The organism is Chitinophaga pollutisoli, from assembly GCF_038396755.1.
Lineage (GTDB): Bacteria > Bacteroidota > Bacteroidia > Chitinophagales > Chitinophagaceae > Chitinophaga > Chitinophaga pollutisoli.
In genome coordinates, this window is record NZ_CP149822.1 from 5,835,379 (window position 1) to 5,854,565 (window position 19,187).

17 protein-coding genes are annotated in these 19,187 nt (G+C 55.3%); 7 read left to right on the forward strand and 10 right to left on the reverse strand.

What is annotated here, in order from left to right; all coding sequences use genetic code 11:
- Positions 1-114: 114 nt before the first annotated feature.
- A complete protein-coding gene (locus WJU16_RS24855; protein WP_298715739.1) occupies positions 115-531 on the forward strand; it encodes a nucleoside-diphosphate kinase in 417 nt (138 codons plus the stop codon).
- Between the two features lie 155 nt (positions 532-686).
- Here WJU16_RS24855 and WJU16_RS24860 read toward each other — a convergent pair whose 3' ends face one another.
- The 3 genes from WJU16_RS24860 to WJU16_RS24870 all read right to left on the reverse strand — a co-directional run bounded on the left by WJU16_RS24860 (position 687) and on the right by WJU16_RS24870 (position 6,990).
- Complete coding sequence (locus tag WJU16_RS24860) at positions 687-1,922, reverse strand: hypothetical protein (protein ID WP_341836054.1); 1,236 nt, start codon at positions 1,920-1,922, stop codon at positions 687-689.
- 151 nt (positions 1,923-2,073) lie between these two features.
- Positions 2,074-3,327 (reverse strand): hypothetical protein, encoded by a 1,254-nt coding sequence (locus WJU16_RS24865; RefSeq protein WP_341836055.1) that lies wholly within the window; start codon positions 3,325-3,327, stop codon positions 2,074-2,076.
- A gap of 210 nt (positions 3,328-3,537) precedes the next feature.
- A complete protein-coding gene (locus WJU16_RS24870) occupies positions 3,538-6,990 on the reverse strand; it encodes a pyruvate carboxylase (protein WP_341836056.1) in 3,453 nt (1,150 codons plus the stop codon).
- Between the two features lie 232 nt (positions 6,991-7,222).
- Here WJU16_RS24870 and xerD point away from each other — a divergent pair, with 232 nt between their 5' ends.
- A complete protein-coding gene (xerD, locus tag WJU16_RS24875) occupies positions 7,223-8,140 on the forward strand; it encodes a site-specific tyrosine recombinase XerD (RefSeq protein ID WP_341836057.1) in 918 nt (305 codons plus the stop codon).
- 182 nt (positions 8,141-8,322) lie between these two features.
- Here the strand turns inward: xerD and WJU16_RS24880 are convergent, their stop codons facing one another.
- A complete protein-coding gene (locus WJU16_RS24880) occupies positions 8,323-9,210 on the reverse strand; it encodes a hypothetical protein (RefSeq protein ID WP_341836058.1) in 888 nt (295 codons plus the stop codon).
- Positions 9,211-9,629: 419 nt separating this feature from the next.
- Here WJU16_RS24880 and WJU16_RS24885 point away from each other — a divergent pair, with 419 nt between their 5' ends.
- From WJU16_RS24885 to WJU16_RS24905, 5 genes are read left to right on the forward strand one after another with little or no spacing between them, the layout of a single operon-like run.
- Complete coding sequence (locus WJU16_RS24885; RefSeq protein ID WP_341836059.1) at positions 9,630-10,025, forward strand: hypothetical protein; 396 nt, start codon at positions 9,630-9,632, stop codon at positions 10,023-10,025.
- A 23-nt stretch (positions 10,026-10,048) separates the two neighbouring features.
- Positions 10,049-10,723, forward strand: a complete 675-nt coding sequence (locus WJU16_RS24890) for a hypothetical protein (protein ID WP_341836060.1) — start codon at positions 10,049-10,051, stop codon at positions 10,721-10,723.
- Positions 10,720-11,514, forward strand: a complete 795-nt coding sequence (locus tag WJU16_RS24895; protein ID WP_341836061.1) for a histidine kinase — start codon at positions 10,720-10,722, stop codon at positions 11,512-11,514. The genes WJU16_RS24890 and WJU16_RS24895 overlap by 4 nt, the downstream gene beginning before the upstream one ends.
- A gap of 19 nt (positions 11,515-11,533) precedes the next feature.
- Entirely contained in the window at positions 11,534-12,193 is a 660-nt protein-coding gene (locus tag WJU16_RS24900) for a response regulator transcription factor (RefSeq protein WP_341836062.1), read from the forward strand.
- 41 nt (positions 12,194-12,234) lie between these two features.
- Complete coding sequence (locus tag WJU16_RS24905; RefSeq protein WP_341836063.1) at positions 12,235-13,077, forward strand: DUF2911 domain-containing protein; 843 nt, start codon at positions 12,235-12,237, stop codon at positions 13,075-13,077.
- A gap of 80 nt (positions 13,078-13,157) precedes the next feature.
- Here the strand turns inward: WJU16_RS24905 and WJU16_RS24910 are convergent, their stop codons facing one another.
- From WJU16_RS24910 to WJU16_RS24935, 6 genes are all read right to left on the reverse strand, one after another.
- Complete coding sequence (locus WJU16_RS24910) at positions 13,158-14,858, reverse strand: sodium:solute symporter (RefSeq protein WP_341836064.1); 1,701 nt, start codon at positions 14,856-14,858, stop codon at positions 13,158-13,160.
- Positions 14,855-14,983, reverse strand: a complete 129-nt coding sequence (locus tag WJU16_RS24915; protein WP_341836065.1) for a hypothetical protein — start codon at positions 14,981-14,983, stop codon at positions 14,855-14,857. The genes WJU16_RS24910 and WJU16_RS24915 overlap by 4 nt, the downstream gene beginning before the upstream one ends.
- Positions 14,983-15,138 (reverse strand): hypothetical protein, encoded by a 156-nt coding sequence (locus tag WJU16_RS24920; protein ID WP_341836066.1) that lies wholly within the window; start codon positions 15,136-15,138, stop codon positions 14,983-14,985. The genes WJU16_RS24915 and WJU16_RS24920 overlap by 1 nt, the downstream gene beginning before the upstream one ends.
- Positions 15,139-15,141: 3 nt before the next feature.
- Entirely contained in the window at positions 15,142-17,625 is a 2,484-nt protein-coding gene (locus WJU16_RS24925; RefSeq protein WP_341836067.1) for a PIG-L family deacetylase, read from the reverse strand.
- A 71-nt stretch (positions 17,626-17,696) separates the two neighbouring features.
- Entirely contained in the window at positions 17,697-18,800 is a 1,104-nt protein-coding gene (locus WJU16_RS24930) for a serine hydrolase domain-containing protein (protein WP_341836068.1), read from the reverse strand.
- A 15-nt stretch (positions 18,801-18,815) separates the two neighbouring features.
- Positions 18,816-19,145 carry a DMT family protein gene (locus tag WJU16_RS24935; RefSeq protein ID WP_341836069.1) on the reverse strand — a complete coding sequence of 110 codons (330 nt, stop codon included), beginning with the start codon at positions 19,143-19,145 and terminating at the stop codon, positions 18,816-18,818.
- Positions 19,146-19,187: the final 42 nt, after the last annotated feature.

Here is a 19,187-nt window from a genome sequence, read left to right on the forward strand (position 1 = left end):
AGTGCGAAGTTCACCATTTGAGCCAGAATTTCAAAATTTTTTACAGGTAATCAAAATGTGATTACTTTTGCGGCGCAAAAAGGCATTACTCACGTATAACGACCAATTACCAATATGAGCAACAAAACTTTCACCATGATCAAGCCCGACGCTGTGGCTAACGGGCACATCGGCGGCATCCTGGACAAAATCTGCGCGGCAGGTTTCCGCATTGTAGCGATGAAGCAACTCCGCCTTTCCGCTGAGAAAGCCGGCGAATTCTATGCAGTGCACAAAGAACGCCCCTTCTACGGCGAGCTGGTTGAGTTCATGAGCAGCGGCCACATCGTGGCAGCGATCCTGGAAAAAGACAACGCTGTGGAAGATTTCCGCAAGCTGATCGGCGCCACCAATCCCGCGCAGGCTGAGGAAGGCACCATCCGCAAGATCTACGCAGAATCCATCGGCCGTAACGCCGTTCACGGTTCCGACTCCGATGAGAACGCAGCTATCGAAGGCAATTTCTTCTTCTCCGGCCTGGAGAAGTTTTAATCCGTTCCGGAATAACTGGAAAAGGCGGTACCACGGTACCGCCTTTCTGTTTTCATTTCGCGGGCCATGCAAAACAGGCCCCTGAGAACAGGAGCCCGTTTGCGCTGGAACACTTTGTAGTTTATGTGATTGTACGAATTTGAGACCTGTAGCGGCTAATCCGCGAGCTTCGTTGTCTGGAAAGTGCCTTCGTAATGCACGGAGCTCTTCAGCAAAGGGTACTTCCCTCCTTTCTCCACCACAAACTTCCCCGTCACCAATCCGTCGATCGCGCCCATGCTGGTGATCGTCACCGCGCCCGGGCTCGCCCGTAACATATCTCCGGCAATATAAGTATAGCCGTAATTGGCGTCGTTGTAAAACAGGGAGACGGCGGCCTTGTCCATCCGCGGTTCTATATGGTAGCCATGGGTTCCCACGCCAAACGGCCAGGAGATCATCACAGCCGTCTGGTTCGCGGAATAGGTTGTCGACAACTGGTAAAACTCCCCCACCTTAGCGACAGGGTTCGCTGGCAGCGTGATCTCATCTCCACCGTCGATGCTTATTTTCAGAAAACCTTCCATTGTCCTGATCTCGGCGTTCAGCTTCACCGTTTCCGGCTTGCCCAGCGCGCGGTACACTTCCACTGAAATGGTAGCCTTGTTCTGCCCGGCCGTAACCCTTGGCGGCGCCACATATCGGTTGGTGGCACCGGTACCGGTAAGTGCGCCCGGGCCCGTTACCTTCCAGCTTTTAATGAACCGGGAATCGGCCGGGAGGTTTGATGGGATGGGTTTTTCCTTCGTCAGCGGCGCCAGGAAATCATCTGCCAGTATCAGCGTGATGGGTGTGGAACCACCGGGGTTCACCACAGGCTGGTCCACTTCCAGGCGCACGGGTGTGAATAAAGTCCAGTCGCTGAAGTGGTCCGTCTGCACCGTGGCCGTTCTGTTATCGGTATTTACCGTGCCAGGAACGGCCATCCATATGCCTTTCGCATCCTGGTAAGCCACGCGCATGGCTTCCGGGGGATATGCGATGGAATCGGGACGGAAATACTGGAAAGTAAGCGAAACCGGTTTGGCGAAACGTACCCCTTCGGGCTTTAACCGGTATCCACGGCCAACGCCAAGTGGATTGTGAGAGGCGATCCGTTCGATAGAAACCGTTTGGTCGGCGGTGAAGGCGCCTGCCGGAACGGTGATTTTCAGTTGCCCGTCGGCCGAGGAAAGCGTTCCTCCTCCCGCGCCGATGACGGCAGATGCGGAAGGCGTGCCGTCCGTGGCGCCTACAGGCGTGGGGGTTCCGGTTTTAGTGGCGGGATCGGGCGGTCCGTCGTTACCGGAATCGCTTTTGCTGCAGCCGGCGGTGATGGCCAAAGCCAGCAGCATCAATCTGAATGCGTGCATATGATGGGGTTTGAAGTTGCATGGTTTCCGGGTAAAACCGGTTAAAATGCAAATGTATCCCCACATCCCGGCGGTATCGAGCAAAAGGAACCATCGGTGCAACCGGGGGAATGACCGGTGGCGCCGATGGAATGAATCGGTTTGGGTTATATCAGCTCCCCTGCCATACGCTGAAACGCCCTTCGATTTTGCGCGTTTGGGTCATATCGCTATGCAGGCCCGCTTTCTGGATGATGAAGGTGCCTTCCAGGAATTTGTCGGTGGCGCCAACGTCAGTGATGTTGATCGAACCCGGACTGACAATCGGATCGTTGGAACCGCGTACCATGTAGTAGCAGCCGTAATTGTCCGTGCCATCTGCAAAGATGACCATGTTGTCGTCGTTAAAATTGAAATTGCCGATATCCCCTTTCCAGTAAATGCTCACTCCTTTTTTGTTGGTCCGGTCCACATACGAAACTACGCTCCAAAGCTCGTCCAGCTTCACCGCATGTTTCGCCTGTAATGCGATCCAGTTGCCATCGTTGACCCTGACTTCCATGTAACCCGCTGTGGTCAGTATTTCGCCGACCATCAGGTATTTCTTCCCATTTTTGGGATTTAATTCCAGGGTCAGCGTGGCGGGGTTTTGCGGCGGTTTGAGTACAGATCCTGGAGCGGTGTAGGTACCTTCTGCCCCTTCATGCTCGAATTTCCCGGCACCGGTCAACCGCCAGCTTTTTACATATTTGTCTGCGGCTAGTATTCTTTTTTTGATGGGTTGTCCTGCAGGTGTAAGCGGCGCAAGCATATCGTCGTCGCAGAATGCCGACACGTTAGTAGATGTGAACAAGGGCAGGGTATCTCTGGTGATGACCATATCGAGCGCATTGAAAAGCGCCCAGTCGGAGAAGTGGGTGGTGTTGACGGTGATGGTCCTGGCTGTGGTATTTCTCTCCACCGGCAAAGCGATCCACACGCCCTTTTCGTTCTGGTAAGCGATGCCTATCACTTCTTCGTGTGTGCCTTTCAGATTTGTGTCGTCATAAGGGAACGTAATCTGGACGGGCTTGTTGAAGCGCTGTCCGTGGGGGGTAAGCCGGTAAGCATGCTGGTTGCCGAGCGGGTTGGTATTGCTGATACGCTGGATGCCGATGGTTACCGTGTTGGCCAGTACGCCGGGTGGCACGGTGATCTTGATTTTCCCGTCGGCGCTGGTGATTTCGCCCCCGGCGGCTCCGATGGCTTTTTCGGTACCGGGTGTTCCGTCGGGTTTCCCGGCTTCGGTGACTTCGCCGCTGCCGTCCGGTTCTTCCTGGGGCGGCGGGTCGTTGGGCCCTCCCCTGTCTCCGGGAGCATTGCTTTTGCTGCAGCCTGCCAGGATAGTGGCGCAACAGATCAGGAAAGAGAAGAATGCTGTACGCATAAGTGTATTGCTGGTTTTGGGGGTGGCCAAATGTTAATATACGGGGTAAAATTAATGGCGGGATGGAAGGGCGCAATGTTAAACGGGGCTAACTGACGGATCGCCGCTTCCATCTGCATGGTAGTGGTTATGAAATGGGAAGGGCGAAGCTGAAATGAAAAAAAGGCCCCCCATGCGGGAGGCCTTTCCAACCAATCTTAAAAATAAAAATTATTCGAGTTCCACCACCAGGTCGTCCTGCTGCACCATAGTGCCTTCGCGCAGGTGGATGGATTTCACTTTCGTATCGCGTGTAGCCGTCACGGTAGTTTCCATTTTCATGGCTTCGATGATGAACAGCGGTGTGTTGGCGCCGATGCTGTCGCCGGCTTTCACCAGTACTTTCGACAGTTTGCCTTGCAGCGGGGCGCCTACTTCCTGTTCGGGATTGTTCACCTTTTTGTTGGAAGGCACTTCGCTTTTCACGGCGCGGTCGCGCACCTGCACGCGGCGGGTGTAGCCGTTCAGTTCAAATACCACGGTACGCATGCCGCTTTCGTCGGCAGGCAGTACGTAGAGGAGTTTTACGATGATGGTCTTGCCTTTGCCGAGGGTGATGAGGATTTCCTCGCCGAGCTTCAATCCGTAGAAGAAAGCCGGTGTGGGGATGGCTTCCACGTTGCCGTAAGTCTGCGCATGCTGATAGTACTCTTCGAATACTTTCGGGAACATGTGGTAACTGAGGTAATCGAGGAATTCGGCCAGCGGGTATTTCAGCTGGAAGGCGGCAAAGTCTTTATCGAAGTCTACCGGTGCGAGATGTGCGTTGGGTTTGCCGTTGAGCGGCTGCTGGCCTTTGAGCACGATCTTTTGCAGTTTTTCCGGGAACCCTCCGTACGGTTGTCCGATCTCGCCTTTGAAGAAACCCTGCACGCTGGCGGGGAATGCCAGGTTACGGGATTCGTCGAGCACATCGGCGGCGGTGAGACCGTTGGCGGTCATAAACAGCGCCATATCGCCCACTACTTTGGAGCTGGGGGTCACTTTCACGATATCGCCGAACAGGTCGTTCACCACGGCGTAGTTTTGCTTGATGACTTCCAGTTTATCGCCCAGCCCGAGGGATTCGGCCTGCTGGCGGAGGTTGGAATACTGTCCGCCGGGGATTTCGTTTTGGTAAACCTGCGCGGTACCGGCCTTCATGTCGGATTCGAAGGGGTAATAGTATTCGCGCACGTCTTCCCAGTAGTTGCTGTATTCGTTGAGGGAAGGGAGGTTCATGAACTGGCTGCGCTCGTGGCCTTCGAGGATGGCGGCCATGGCATTGAGGTTGGGCTGCGAGGTGAGCCCGCTCAGGGATGCGATGGCGCAATCTACTGCATTCACGCCGGCTTCGATGGCTTTCAGGTAAGTGGCGGCCTGTACCGAAGCGGTGTCGTGGGTATGGAGCACGATCGGCAGTTTCACCGCGTCTTTCAGGGCGCCTACCAGTACGGTGGCGGCCTGCGGCTTGAGGAGGCCGGCCATGTCCTTGATGCAGAGCATGTGCGCGCCGGCGTCTTCCAGGCGTTTGGCGAGGGAAACGTAATAGTCGAGCGTGTATTTTTTGTTGTCTTTGTGCAGGATATCGCCGGTGTAACTGATGGCGGCCTGTGCCAGGGAAGTGGTGTTGTTGCGCACGAACCCGATGGAAGGCGTCATGGCTTCGATATCGTTGAGCGAATCGAAGATGCGGAAGATATCGATCCCGTTTTCCGCCGCTTTCTCGATGAATTTGGCGATCAGGTTTTCCGGGTAAGCGGAATACCCCACTGCATTGGAGCCCCTGAACAGCATCTGGAGCAGCACGTTGGGCATGGCTTCGCGCATGAGCTGGAGCCTTCTCCAGGGGCATTCGTGCAGGAAGCGCATGGCGACGTCGAACGTGGCGCCGCCCCATACTTCCATGGAGAAGATCTGCGGGTTGTTGCGGGCATAACCTTCCGCCACGGCGAGAATGTCTTTAGTCCGCACCCGGGTGGCCAGAAGGCTCTGGTGGGCGTCGCGGTAAGTGGTGTCGGTGAAATACACGGGCTTCTCGTTGCGGAGCCATTGCGTGAATCCTTCGCGGCCCATGGTCAGCAACTTGTTGCGTGTACCTTCAGGAACGGGCGCCAGCGGATCGAACGACGGCACGTGCGGTACCCGGAACTTGCGGCCGTCGTGCTTGCCTTTGACGTCCACATGCCCGTTTACCGTCACGTCGGCCAGGTACATGAGCGTTTTGGTGGCGCGGTCGCGGATGGGCGACAGCTTAAACAGCTCCGGATGCTGGTCGATGAAGCCTACCGTGCAGTTTCCTTTACGGAAAGTATCGTGTGTAATTACGTTCTCTAAGAAGCGGATGTTGGTTTTCACACCGCGGATACGGAACTCCTTCAGCGTGCGGTGCAGCTCGCCGGCGGCGCCGGAAAGCGTGCGGCCGGAAGCCGTCACCTTCACGAGCATGGAGTCGAAGAAGGGCGAGATTTTCACGCCGGAATAGGCGCTGCCTTCATCCAGGCGGATACCAAAACCGCCCGCGTTGCGGTATGCGATCACGGTGCCGTAATCCGGGGTGAAGTTGTTCTCGGGATCTTCGGTGGTCACGCGGCACTGGATGGCGAAGCCGTTCAGGCGCACGTCGTCCTGGCTTTTGAGGAAGATCTCGGGGTCCGACAGGTGGTGGCCCTTGGCGATGAGGATCTGCGACCGCACGATATCGATGCCGGTCACCTCTTCGGTCACGGTATGTTCCACCTGGATACGCGGGTTTACTTCGATGAAGTACACCTTGTTCTGGCGGTCGACCAGGAACTCCACGGTGCCCACGTTATTATATTTCACCTCACGGGCGAGCGCGAGGGCATACTTATATACTTCTTCCCGGGTTTCCACGGGCAGGTTGGGCGACGGGGCGATTTCCACCACTTTCTGGAAACGGCGCTGCACGGAGCAGTCGCGTTCATAGAGGTGAACGATGTTGCCGTAGTTGTCGCCCATCAGCTGCACTTCGATGTGCTTGGGCTCTTCGATGAATTTTTCGATGAAGATGGTATCATCGCCGAAGGCTTTGCCGGCTTCGCCGCGGGCTTCGAGGAAGGATCGCTCGAGCTGGGACTCATCCCGAACCACGCGCATCCCGCGCCCGCCGCCGCCGGAGGCGGCTTTGAGAATAATGGGGAACCCGATGCGGAGGGCTTCCTGTTTCACGGTGGCGATATCTTCCAGTTTCACCTGGCTGTCTTCGATCAGGGGCACGTTCACCCGGCGCGCCAGCGTTTTGGCGGCCACCTTGTCGCCCAGCTGGGCCATTACTTCCGGATCGGGGCCTACGAAAATGATCCCTTCTTCCTTGCACCTGCGGGCGAAAGTCACATTTTCACTGAGGAAGCCATATCCCGGGTGGATGGCGTCTACCCCCTGGGACTTCGCCAGGTGGATGATCGCTTCCACGTCGAGGTAAGGTTTCAGCGGGTCGTCGTCTTTCCCGATCTGGTAGGCTTCGTCTGCCTTGTAACGGTGAAGCGAATAGCGGTCCTCATATGTAAAGATCGCTACGGTCCTGATCCGTAATTCCGATGCTGCCCTTAAAATCCGGACGGCGATTTCGCCGCGGTTGGCCACTAACAGCTTGTGTATCCTTTTTAGCGATGAATCAGACATAACTGTGGTTAGTTCAGACAATCAATTTAACATTAATGCTAAAAATCAGCGGGTATAAAAGTAGTAAAAGAATGTATTTTTTCTTTGTTTATTTCTAAACTTTCTAAGGAATTTGTTGATTTTTTTCAAAGTAAAGGGGCTTTAAAATGCATTTATCCAATATCAGAGCTCGAATGATGAATTAAAATAATGTGAATGGGTAGTTTGGAATCATTCCCATATTTTTACGGATATGTGGGAAGCATCGGTCAACGGGTTCAGGGTTCATCTGCGGATGGAGCGTTCTTTATCGCAGCATACAATAGAGGCGTATGAGCGGGATGTGCGGGTGCTGGCACGGTACCTCGTGCAGGCCGGCAAACCCGTCGGGCCGGAATCCGTGACCCTGGAAGAGCTGGAGGCCTGCGTCAGGTGGGTAGCGGAACTGGGGATGACGGCCAGCAGCCAGGCGCGGATGATTTCGGGGATCCGGACGTTTTTCCGGTACCTGCAGCGGGAAGACCTCATCTCCCACGACCCCGCCCAGTTGCTGGAGGCGCCCAAAACACCCAGGAAGCTGCCCGACTTCCTCAGTGTGGAAGAAATCGACGCGATTATTGAACAAGTCCCGAATTACGGAACGGAAAAAGACCCCGCCATCATCCAGCGCAACACCGCCCTGCTGGAAACCATGTATTGCTGCGGGCTCCGGGTGAGCGAAGCCGTGGGGCTGCGGCTTTCGCAGCTGCATTTTCACGACGGGTATATCCGGGTGTTAGGGAAAGGCGACAAGGAAAGGCTCGTACCAATCGGCCGTTCGGCAATCGGGCATATTAACAGATACAGGGAAGAATTCCGGCAGTTTGCGCCGATCGCCCGGGGGCACGAAGATATATTATTCCTGAACCGCCGGGGCAAAGGGCTCACCCGGGTGATGGTATTCCTTATTATAAAGGAGCTGGCGCGGCTGGCCAATATCAAAAAGAACATCTCCCCCCACACCTTCCGCCACTCCTTCGCCACGCACCTCGTGGAAGGCGGGGCCGACCTCGTGGCGGTACAGGAAATGCTGGGGCACGAAAGCATCACCACCACGGAAATCTACACGCACCTCAACCGCGAATACCTGCGCGATATGCTGGTGCAGTTTCATCCGGGGTTTCACCGGTAATCTAATACAAAGTTATTTGCGGGCTTGGCTTGGGGCAACGCCCGGGCGGTCCTGGGACCGTTCCGGGTTGGAGTTATAGGGACTTGTCTGTTATGTCAGAAAGGAAAAAAACAGCTACCTTTTGAGGCATGACTGAGAAACAGGTAGCTGTTGTGTATTTGGGGCTTTCCAACATGGGCTTTCTAGTACGTCACATACCGGTCCTTTTGCAAGCTGCGTGCTTTTCCGGAGATGAATCCATTGATCCATCCGGAGAAGGTGCCGGTTTTTCGGGGTTGGGTTGCAGGCCTGGCTTGCAGGTTCTGCCGTGAGCAGTGGGCGATCCGCCGCCGGCCGGGTTTATGGGCCTGGGATCCGTCTTCTTCCAGCAGGGGCTCTCCCTGGTAGAAGACTTTAAAGTAGACGTCGGGCGAGTCGGATATCCCGTAACGGCTTTCGCGGATAATCTGCATCATGCGGCTACCGGAGAGCATTTCGCGGGAGAAGTACAGTTTATACTTTCCCAGCTCGTTGGTGTACCCGCGGCCCAGCAGTTTGTCGTTGAGCGCGTTATAAGCTTCGACCCGGACGGTCCGCAGGGCTTCGCCGGTGTCTGCATGGCGGACGGTTCCGGCAACGGCCCATGCGCCGAATTCGCGGCGGATGTTGGACCATTTTTCGGCAGGTACCACGTACGCGAAGGCGGCGAGGTACTTGTCGCGGTCTCTTTTCCAATGGGGCACGAAGGTACTCAGATGATACTGGGCCCTTCCTTCTCTGGCGTTGCGTGCGCCGGGCACGCTGTTGAGGCATATGTCGAGTTCCAGCGGTTCGGTGAACAGGTGGATCTCGTCCCAGGACAGGCAGAAGTTGCCGCTGCCGTCCAGTTCGGTTTCGGCGAGGAGGCGGTCTGCCTTGGCCCTCACCTGGGTGCCGGGGATCTGTCGCAGATCTTTGAAGATACCGCGGGCCAGAACATCGGGGTCGTGCGGGCCTTCGGGCAGGTAAATCCTGATGCGCGCGTCGGCCAGGGGTTCCATGCACTCCTCACAGATCAACGCCGAGATGTTGCCGATCAATAGGTAACTCATAGCGATTCACTTTTGGACTTTACATTTTGGGGTACGCTTTGTTACTCCGGTTTTGGGGCACCGGCTGCCCTCTGCATACTAACGAAACAAACTATGGTAGAAAGGCCTTGATTGCGCTGTCTACATGGTCATTATCCACCTTGCAAAGGTTGACATAAACAATCCCTTAATCAAGCGTTCAACCACGGTAAATACCGAATGCGTACTTATACGCATTTTTATGAGGCCCCTACGCAAAATATACCCTCCCCGGGGTAGGCCACCTCCCCCGAAAGCCGCCGTGGCTATAATTATTCCTGATTTTCAGTTCCTATTCCCCGTTTGCGGGTATTTAACGGAAGGGTTTGACGATTGGGAATTTGTGATAATTTTACCCGCGACTTTTTTTATCATTATTACTTACTCCTAAATGCTAAACAATGGCAAAATTTTCAAAAGAAACCGGGATCTTTATTGACCTGAAGGCTGCCGGTAAGCTGACCAAGAACTACCGGGTCGATCAACTGGACCGCAAGAAACACAAAGACCCCGTGATGTCTCAGTTCTTCGGGCTCGACAAATTACAGGAACTGCTTTCGCAGGAAGGCACCGTTGGCCTCCGCATCTACTATGGCCTCGATGTTGACGGCGACGGCAAGGCAGACAAGAAATTCGTGCTCACCGCCACCGATGCTGAAGGCAACGATATTTTCCCCGCACAGACCCGCAGCCTGGAAAAGAAAGCCAGTGCCAACAGCGGAGCGCTGATGACGGATGGTTTCTGCCCCTTCGATTGCCCCAAAATATCAAACCCCCTGAACTCCGATTCTGAGTAATCCCAAAGGATAAAGACTATTACGTGCCGCTGCATCACTATATTTTCTATTTCATGATGGGGATCGAAGTCCTTCTTCTGATCCCCTTCACTTTAAATTACAAGCTGTTCAATAAAGAACAACGGATCATCTACCTGTATGCTATCCATTCGGCCGTCCTCAGCATAGGCGCCGAAGTGCTTGCCCGGGTCTTCCGGCATAACCTGGCGTGGCATGCAGTGATGTTCCTGGTTGCGTTCTATTTACTTTCCTGGTTTTTCATAACCGTCATCAAAAAGCCCCTTACCCGAAAAATCATTGCCTGGATGGTGCCCGTCGTCACCCTGGCGTTTATCATCGACTTCTTCTGGATCAGCGGCCCCCGTGGCTTCAGTTCCATCTTCGTCTCCTTCCGCACCTTCGTACTGATCGTTTATGGCATCCTGTTCTTTGTACAGCTCGTGCGCGACAATTCCCTCATCGAACGGTCCATTTACATCACTTCCATCCCCGAATTCTGGTTCAATTCCGGCGTATTCGTCTATCAATGCTGCAATTTCATCTTATATCTCTCTTTTAATTTCCTCCTGCGCGACGAGCCCGGGCCCGAAATCATCAATCTTTTCCGGATTACCCAGGGCCTCGGATGGATCGCCGGCATAATTCAGGTGATTGTTTTTTATATTGGCCTCCAAAAGATTAAAAGAGCGAGATCATGAACACGCTGCAATTGATCCTGGCAGGTACGATCGTTATGATGAGCCTCGGTATTTTCGTGGTCATCATGGTGGTGTTGCAACAAAAACAGGTAGTTCAGTATAAGCTGACCCTCCGCGAAAAGGATCTCCAGATCCAGAAAGAACGCCTCGTTGCCGTGCTCCAGGGCCAGGAAATCGAACGGAAACGCATCGCCGAAGACCTCCACGACGAAGTCGGCGCCCAGCTTTCCGTCCTCAAACTCAGCCTCAACCACCTCCAGCAACTCGCCGGGAACGGGGAAAAGGAAAAACTCAAGGAAACAAAGGAGTTTGCCGATACCATCATCCAGCAACTCCGTTTTATCTCCCAAAGCCTCCACCCCACCACGCTGGAGAACCTCGGCCTCAGCCATGCCCTGGATTCCTTCGCCAGCCTCATGAACAAAAACCGCCAAACCGCCATCCAGTTCCGGACCGACGGCTCCTCCTACCCCGTAGACCGCGAAAAAGCCCTCAACGTCTACCGCGTAGTGCAGGAACTCATGAATAATATCCTCAAGCACGCCGAAGCCGAGAAAGTCCTTATCATTTACCAAAGCACCCCGCAGCTGCTCACCATCCGCGTCGAAGACGACGGTAACGGGCTGCTGATCGATAACCTCGAAGCCTCCCGGAAGAAGACCGGGCACCTCGGATTAAAAAATATCGAAAGCCGTTTGAATATTATCGGCGGAAACATCACCTTTGTAAAGAATTCACCCGGAGGCACCATCGCCGAAATCAGGGTGGAAAACTATCAGCCTGTTGCTTAGCCATCAATAAAAAATAAGTATGCTGCCGCCTATTAAGGTCGCAATCGCAGACGACCACAAGATTTTCCGGAGCGGGGTCATCCAAACCCTCACTCCCTACGAAAACATCAACGTCGTATTTGAAGCGGAGGACGGTGAACATCTGATGCAGATCATGCAGGAACAGCAACCCGACGTCATCCTGATGGACCTGAAAATGCCCAAAATGGACGGCATCCAGGCCACCATCAAAGTGAAGGAAAAGTTCCCGCAGGTCAAGATCATCATCCTCACCATGTACGAAGACGACAACTTTATCGTCCATCTCGTAGAGAATGGCGCCAACGCCTATTTGCTCAAAAACAGTGAACCGGAAGAGATCTACGAAGCGATTTGCACCACTTTCGAAAAAGGATTCTACTTCAATGAAAACGTGAACCTCGCGCTCCTGAAGAAAGTCCTCCATAAAAACAAACAACAATTCAAGCCGACCTTCAAGAACGAGGTCCAGCTCACCGACCGTGAGCTGGAAGTGCTGAAGCTTATTTGCAGTGAGCAAACCACGCAGGAAATCTCGGAACAGATCTTCCTCAGCCCGCGCACCGTGGAAGGCCTCCGGCAGAAATTGCTGGAAAAACTCGGGGTGAAGAATACCGTGGGCCTCGTGCTGTACGCTTTCCGGAACGGGCTGATCGATTAACACAGTGAATACGCAATTATCATAAAAACAACAAAATCAATATGAAACAACTATCCGCGTTCCTCACCGCCGCAGCCATTGGCGTGATGACCGTTTCCGCCCAGGCGCAGGTGAAGCTCCCCGCTCCCAGCCCTACCCAGACTATCAAACAGGATTTCGCCCTGTCGGCCGTGGAAGTAACCTACTCCCGCCCCGCCATGAAAGGCCGCACCATCATGGGCGACCTCGTTCCCTGGAACAAAATCTGGCGCATGGGAGCCAACTCCGCTACCCGGATCAAATTCGGTGAAGATGTGAAGCTCAACGGCAAAGCCGTACCCGCGGGCGAATACGTGATTTATGGCATCCCCTCGCGGAACGGTTGGGAAATCATTATCAACAAAGGCCTGAAGAACTGGGGTATCGACGGTTACAAACAGGAAGAAGACGTAGCCCGCTTCAATGTAGAAGCCCAGGAGCTGCCCTTCCCCATCGAATCGTTCATGATCACGTTCGAGAATATCCGACCGGACGCCATGACCATGATGATCCTCTGGGAGAAATTCCTCCTGCCCATCGAAATCACCGCTGAAATCGACGGCAAGATCATGGCATCTATTGACGAAGCCATGAAGACGGACAAAAAGCCTTACTTCCAGGCGGCTATGTACTACATGGAATCCAACCGCGACATCAACCAGGCCATCAAATGGATGGACCAGGCCCTCGCTGACCCCGCCAACGCCAAAGCCTTCTGGATGTACTACCAGAAAGCCCGCATGCAGGCGAAAGCCGGAGACAAAGCCGGCGCCAAGGCCACTTCCGCCAAATCCACCGAGCTGGCGAAAGCTGCCAACAACGCCGACTACGTAGCGCTGAACGAAAAGCTGATCGCTACGCTGTAAGGCTTGCAAGATTGTTACAGTAATGAAAAAGCGGATGGTCCGACCGGGCCATCCGCTTTTCTTGTTATCTGGTCGCCAATTTAGGCGGGTTCGTTGGTATTGGAAGGAAGGAAAGGTTGCAACATGGCGGCGAATGCCATCACCAGCACGCACCCGATTACGTTGAGCCATAAGAAGGAGACGATATCGGAGATGAACACTGCGATGACGGCGACTTCCGCCAGCAAGGCTCCCCAGAACACGGCGTTGCCCCGGATCTTTTTCATCCCGAACGCCACCACGAAGATCCCGAGGATGGTGCCGTAGAATAGCGAGCCCAGGATATTCACGGCTTCGATGAGGCTGCCGAGGTTGGAAGCGAACAGCGCAACGGCGATGGAAAACACGCCCCACACGAGGGTCCAGAGCTTGGAGGCGCGCAGGTAGTCATCGTCGCTCGCCTGCGGTTTGTACATCCGTTTGTAGAAATCCACCATCGTGGTAGATGCGAGGGAATTGAGCGCCGCCGCGATACTGCCCCAGGAAGCGAGGAAGATAATGGCGATCAGCAGGCCCACGAGCCCTTTCGGCAGGTTGTTCACCACGAAGTGCAGGAAGATGTAATTGGTATCGTTGGTATCCGCCGCTGGATTGGCTTTTTTGATGATGTCTTTGGCTTCGCCACGGAGTTTGTCGGCGGCTGCTTCTGAAACTTTCAGGCCAGCCTGCGCGTCGCGGACGGCTCCTTCGTTTTTAGCGTCGAGCGCCGTCACGAGGGCTTTCACCTGGAGCTGCTTCACGCCGTCGAGCGAATCGTACCGCTGCTCCAGGGCCTGCATCTGCCCGGCATATTCCGTGGTATGCACCTGCCGGATCAGGCCTTCGTTGAAATTGATGGGCGCCCTGAAATAGAGATAGAACACAAATACCAGCGCGCCGATCAGCATGATGAGGAACTGCATGGGCACTTTCACCAACCCGTTCATCAGCAGGCTCATCCGGCTTTCGGTAAGGTCCCGGGCGGTGAGGTAACGGCCCACCTGGCTCTGGTCCGTCCCGAAGTACGACAGCGCCAAAAAGAAGCCCCCGATCACCCCGCTCCAGATATTGTAGCGGTCTTTCACATCAAAATCCGTCACGATCACGTTCAGCTTGCCCATCTTCCCCGAAACATGCAAAGCGTCGGAGAAACCGATGTCGGCCGGCAGGAGTTTCACGACCATATACCCCGCCAGGAACATCCCCGCGAAAATAATCCCCAGTTGCAGCGACTGCGTGTACGACACCGCTTTCGTGCCGCCATACATGGTGTAAATGATGAGCAGCCCGCCCATGAAGATGTTCGTGTAGTAAATGTTCCATCCCAGCAGGGACGATAAAATGATACTCGGTGCGTAGATGGAAATCCCCGTCGACAAGGCCCGTTGCAGCAAAAACAGGAACGACGTGAGCGTGCGCGTTTTGAGATCGAACCGGTTTTCGAGGTATTCGTAAGCGGTATAGACTTTCAGTTTGTGGTAGATGGGCACGAATACCATGGAGATGACCACCATGGCGATGGGCAATCCGAAGTAGTATTGCACGAACCGCATCCCGTCGGTGTACGCCTGGCCGGGGGCGCTCAGGAAGGTGATGGCGCTGGCCTGGGTGCCCATGATCGACAGGAGCACGATGTACCAGGGCACGGAGCGGTTTCCGAGGAAGTAACTGTCGAGGTTTTGCTGTCCGCGGCTCTTCCACACACCATACAAAATGATAATGGTGAGTGTGAGCCCCAGCACAGCCCAGTCGGCATAACTCATGAATAGTGTTTGGTGAACAGGTAAAAGAAAACGATCAGCGCGGCCAGCCAGCCGATCACCAGGAGATACCAGGTGCGCCAGCGGCGGAACAGCGGTGCTTTTTCATTAGAATGGTCTTCCATCATCAGTTGCGTTTAGACAGTAATCCACCTCCGATCACGCCGAGCGCCAGCCCGATCAGCAGGCCGATATGAACCCTCTTGATGAGGAAACCTATTACCAGCCCGATAACGATGCATAGCCCTGCGGAAATCGTCACGCGGTCTTTTCTCATACTCATATATCAATCCTGTTTAGCGATCAGGTTCACAAATAAACGATAAGCGCCCGGAATGCCCGCCGGCAGCTGCCGGAAAAACGACAGGCCGGTGTATACATACTTGCCTTTCCCGTAACGGGCCACCAGTGTGGAGCCGGTAATCTCTTTCTCCCCGGGGTCCTTCATAGCGAAGGGTTGCACATATTGCGCGTCGGCGTTGGCCGGGAAATACAATCCCCGCTCCTGCACCCATCCGTTGAAATCGGCGGTGGTGAGGGCGTTGGGATAAGTCATCACCTTGTCCTGCGGCGTGCGGAAGGTAACGGCGGCGGTTTCGTCGGTCACGCGGTCGCGGGAGAGGGTGAAGGGGAACGGGCCGAGCTGCTGGCTCACGAGGCTGCCGTTGGTATTGTATTGCACGAGCAGTGTTCCGCCGTTTTTCACGTACTCCAGCAGGCGGGGCTGCCAGTAGCGGAGGCGGTCCTGCGTGTTGTAGGCGCGCACGCCGGTGATGATGGCGTCGTAGGACGAGAGGTCGCCCTGCATAATTTCTTTTTCTCCAAGAATGGTCACCGTATACCCCACCTGTTGCAGGCTTTCGGCTACTTTGTCGCCCGCGCCGGGGATGTACCCGATGTTGCGGCCGTTGTATTGCAGGTTGAGCGTCACCAGCCGCGCTTCCGCGGGCGGAAAGAGCGTGATGGCGGGGATGTGGTCGTAAGCGATGACGGTCATGCTATTCGTGTATTCCTTCCCGTTGAATTCCACAGCTACGCTCATGGTATCGGTGAGCTGGCGGCCGTTGACTTTCAGGGGTTTCACCTGGAATACCACTTCCGTCTCGTCACCTTTTTCTTTCAGAGAGAAAGCAATGGCGGGTTGATCGGCGGTGAAACCCTGCGGCAGGCGCAGCTTCACTTTCCCGCTCACGCCGGGCTGCATGGCGCGGATCTTCACGGGCACCGCCTGCGGCTCGGCCTGGGTGTAGATGTAGACCTGGTTCTGGAGATGCGCTACCACGGGCGGCGCGATCACGAGCGGGCTATACACTTCCCCTTTCACGGGGTCGGTGAATTTGTAGATGAAGGGCCTTTGCAGAGGGATCGTCTGATCCCCGAAGCGGAGGAAGAACGTGGCCGTCAGGGAAGGGATATTTTCCGGGTACCCGACCATATTATTATCGCGGATCACATAAGCGCCGAGCGGATGCGGGTCTTGCAGCCAGTAAGGCTGCGAGCCGGGCGTTTGGTCCGGGATGTTGAAATCGGCGGGAATGGTATTGAATTCGTTGAAGGCGAGATCCCTGGCCAGGGAAGTATTTTCGGTGCCGTTGTACGTCACTTTTTCGAGGCGTACGGGCACGTTGCTGCGGTTGATGATCTGGAGCTGGCTTTTCATCGGGCCTCCGGGCACTACTTCGGCGGCGGAGGAGAAAGCTTCGGCCCAGAGGCCGGAGCAGGCGATGATGAGTTTTTCCGTTTCTTTCAGCTTTTGCGCTTTCCAGTAGCTGTCGGGCAGCGCGAGCAGGTTTTTACGTACGGCCAGCAGTGCGGGCACGCTGGCGGAAGGCGCTTCGGCCTTGTACGCTTTGATCACATCCCCGATCTGCTGCGCCACGGCATTGCTGCCCGGCACCCGGTTCCAGGTGGTATTGATGCCGTCCATAAGGTCTTTTGTGGGCGCATCCCCCAGGATCGTCTGGAAGTATTCGGTAGCCGCTCCGCGGCCGGAGGCCACGCCGAATCCCTGGCTCTTGTGCTGGCTGCGGCTTTCGGCGGCGATTTCGCCGTAACCCTTGCCCAGGAGCGCGTTGTAAGCGCCTACCTGCATCTTGAACTGGTCTTCGGAAATGGTATTGTTGCTGCCGAAATTGAACGTGTTCCACAGCAGCCTTTTCGCCTGCCACACTTCCACGGATTTCAGCTGTTCGGGATATTGTTTCGGATCGGCGGCGGCTTTAAACGCTTCCGCAGCGAGCATGGCCGAAGCGGTGTGATGGCCGTGTCCCGCGCGGCTATCCGCCGGGAAGCGGCAGATGATCACGTCGGGCCTGAATTTGCGGATCACCCACACCACGTCGCCCAGTATTTTCTTGCGGTCCCAGATGGTGAAGGTTTCTTCCGGGTTCTTGGAGAAACCGAAGTCGTTGGCGCGGGTGAAGAATTGCTCCGCTCCGTCGATCCGGCGTGCAGCCATGAGTTCCTGCGTGCGGATGAGCCCCAGCAGTTCGGCCTGTTCGTTGCCGATGAGGTTCTGCCCGCCGTCGCCGCGGGTGAGCGACAGGTAGCCGGTGCGGTATTTACCTTCGCGGGCCAGGAATCCCAGCAGCCGCGTGTTTTCGTCGTCAGGATGCGCGGCTACGTACAAAACGCTGCCGAGCGTGTTCAGTTTCTGCAGCTGCAGCTGGATATCGGCCGCATGCATCGCCGGAGACGTCTGCGCCCTGGTGCCGGAAAAGCACAGCAGAAAGGCGGCAGCCAATCCCGTAAGGGTTCGGATGTTCAACATGAAATAGATACCGGTTTTGGTCAGTCGTCAAAAATAGGGATTATATGTTGCAACGTGTTGCCGCTGGTGGATTATTTACCTTCGCCGCCCCGGAGCATGAGATAACCCTGTAGCGGCCAGCCAATCTTGTTGTCGGCAGCCAGGTTCGACAGGATCACCACCGCTTTCTGTCCAGCCGTTTCAATGCTCAGGTGCGAATGATACCCGCCTGTTTGCCCATTGTGGAACAGCACGGTATGCCCCGGCCCTTCAACGATGTGCCAGCCCAGCCCCATACGCGCGGATGCATCGCGGAAGGTTTCCCGGTGGCTCAGGCGGATGGCTGCGCCCAGGGCGCCCTTACCCGGACGAATGTTGGCCCGGGCGAAAAGGAGCATGTCGTGCAGGGTTGATTGTATCCCTCCTGCACCCGATACGGCCGACATGACCCAGGGTTGTTCCGGGTTTCGGCGCGCATTGTAGCCTTGCGCCATTTGCGCAGGCACTTGCGGAGACTCCGTGAGCCAGGTGTTGTTCATGCCCAGTGGACGGAAAATTTGCCGGAAGAGCAGGTCTTTGTATGAAGTACGGGCATTTCGGGCGAGCAATTCGCCCAGTAGTCCCGCACCGAGGTTTGAATAGGCATATTTTACCCCGGGCTTGTAAGCAGGTTGGTAGTGGTTGAGGAAATGGAAAAGCTGCGCTTCCCCGAAATGCCTGTAGGGCTGCGCTACCGAGAACCCCGGATATGTCATAATCGGCTCCCAGCGGGGAATGGCCGAAGTGTGGTTGCTCAGCATGGCCAGGGTGATGGGTTGGTTATCATACCATTTGAGCGATACCGTATCCGGAACGTACTTTGAAATGGGATCGTCCGCTTTTACTTGCCCGCTGCTGATTTGCGCGGCCAGCAATATACCGGTAAACGTTTTGGTGACCGATCCGATCTGGAAGACCGTACTGGTTCCGGGCAGTGTGTTGTCGCCTATGGCCGTTTCACCGTATGCGTAAGTATATGTCTTGTCGCCGTCTATCACCCCGATCATCAGCCCTACGCATTCGCCACGGGCATATGCCGCGCGTACGAGCGAATCCACCTTGCGGTCAAGCGGTGTTTTCATCGGGTTGCTGGTCTGCTGGCAGAAGGCAGCCAGGGCGTGAAAGACGAGCAGGGCCGTCAGCAGGGAACGTTTCATCAGCACAGGGTTTGTTTATTTTTTGAACATGAAGTACACGGCGCCGAGGAGCAGCGAGAAGGAAATGAGGTAATTCCAGCGGAGGGGCTCTTTCAGGAACAACACGGCAAAAACGCAGAATACCGTCAGCGTAATGACTTCCTGCACCATTTTCAGCTGAAAACCGTTAAAGCCCTCGAGATACCCGAGCCGGTTGGCGGGCACCATGAAGCAGTACTCGAAAAAAGCGATCCCCCAGCTCACGAGCACCACCTTCCACAGCGGCACGTTCGTGTTCTTGAGGTGGCCGTACCAGGCGAACGTCATGAAAACATTGGAGATCAGCAGCAGGATGATTGTACGCATGCACTAATTTACTGTTTTGGACATAAAAAAGCCCCCGGGGCG